The sequence below is a fragment of the Kitasatospora sp. NPDC058965 genome (genome assembly GCF_042741245.1).
Lineage (GTDB): Bacteria > Actinomycetota > Actinomycetes > Streptomycetales > Streptomycetaceae > Kitasatospora.
Window position 1 is genome coordinate 7,962 of sequence record NZ_JBHYKG010000063.1, and the last position, 1,539, is coordinate 9,500.

Annotated in this window: 1 protein-coding gene; it reads right to left on the reverse strand. The window is 72.8% G+C overall.

The window, feature by feature from the left end:
• Positions 1 to 115: 115 nt before the first annotated feature.
• Positions 116 to 1,492 carry a DUF4331 domain-containing protein gene (locus ACFW1A_RS13510; RefSeq protein WP_380408385.1) on the reverse strand — a complete coding sequence of 459 codons (1,377 nt, stop codon included), beginning with the start codon at positions 1,490 to 1,492 and terminating at the stop codon, positions 116 to 118.
• Positions 1,493 to 1,539: the final 47 nt, after the last annotated feature.

Consider the following 1,539-nt stretch of genomic DNA (forward strand, 5'->3'; position numbering starts at 1 on the left):
CGGGGGGGGGGGGGGGGGGGGGGGGGGGGGGGTGGGGGGGGGGGGGGGGGGGGGGGGGGGGGGGGGGGGGGGGGGGGGGGGGGGGGGCGGCCCCCCCCCCCCCCCACGGCGGCGGTCAGTTGGACGGGGTGGAGTAGCCGTCGTACGGCACGCCGAGGTACGGGAAGGTGGTCAGGTACGGGTTCTTCACGCTGGCGGGGGTGAGGCCGTCGGTGATCTGGCTGGTGGCGGCGTCGGGGGTGAAGGCGGGGTCGACCAGCGGCAGGGTGAGGCCGGCCACCGCGCGCAGCTCGACGGTGACCACGTCGTCGAAGACGCGGCGGCCGTTCGGGAAGCCGGCCGCGTCACCGGCGACCAGGCCCAGGATGTTGGGCGAGGTCGCCGGCGGGACGGCGACGTTCAGGCGGAGCATGTCGGCCTGGGTGTCGCCCGTGTAGTTCTGGAAGCCGGGGACGACACCGCTGGGGATGCCGGTGAGCAGGATGGCGAGCAGGTCGGCGCGCGGCTTGGTGTAGGCGGCCAGGTTGGGGAAGACGCCCGGGTAGAGCACCGGGAGGAGCTTGGCGAGCTCCGGGCTCGCCACGTACTGGGCGAAGTTCTTGTCGTCCGCCGGGGGCTGGGAGTTCCACAGGTCCTTCTTCCCCATCGGGACGATGACCTCGTTGAACAGCGGGTTGCCCAGCCGCGAGACCTGGACGAAGGGGCCGGAGGCGGTGTCGCGGCCGGTGGGGTTGATCACCCGGGCCTGGCGGCGGGAGGCCGTGGTCCAGACACCGATCGTCGCGTGCGGGTCGGCGACGTCGCCGGGCTTGCGCCCGCCCCGGGTCAGGTCGGTGATCGGCACCTGGAGCGCGATGCTGTGCACGTTCAGCTCCTTGGTGGTGTTCACCCCCGGCGCGGGCTGGGTGAAGGCGGGCATCACGTGCAGCTGCTGGAACGGGCGCAGGGTGCCCAGGTCGAAGATCGCCCCGAGGTCGACGTAGAAGCCCTCGGCGCGCTGGCCGGCGAAGACCGAGCGGCCGCCGTCCAGCTGGTGCACGGCCGCGGCCGCCAGCGCCGGGTAGTCGGGGGTGGAGAGCGGGCCGATGTTGCACGGCGGGCAGGCCAGGCCCTGCGCGAGCACCCGGCGCCGGTCCCCGCCCTCGACGCGGGTGACGGTGTAGGTCTGGCGCCGGTTCCAGTTCGGGTCGTCCAGCGAGCCGATCGGACCGGTGTTGTACAGGAACGAGTCGGGGTTGCGGACCTCGACCTGGAAACGGAACTCGTAACTGACGTCCGGGCGGCCGTCGTTGTCGTTGTCGATGTGGATCGCGTAGAGGACGTCGTCGCCGAACTCGTAGAAGTTCGGCCCGCCGGCCGGTCCCTGCAGCGGGAGGTAGTTGGCGATCAGCGTGACCGTGTCGCAGTTGTCGGGGCTGACGAAGGCGTAGACGTCGGTGCTGTCGGCGACCGGGTCCTTGGAGATCTCGGGGGCTTCGCGGTGGGAGGACACAGGAACCTCGCTGGGGGATCGGTGGGTGAACGGGGGAGAGGGGGACC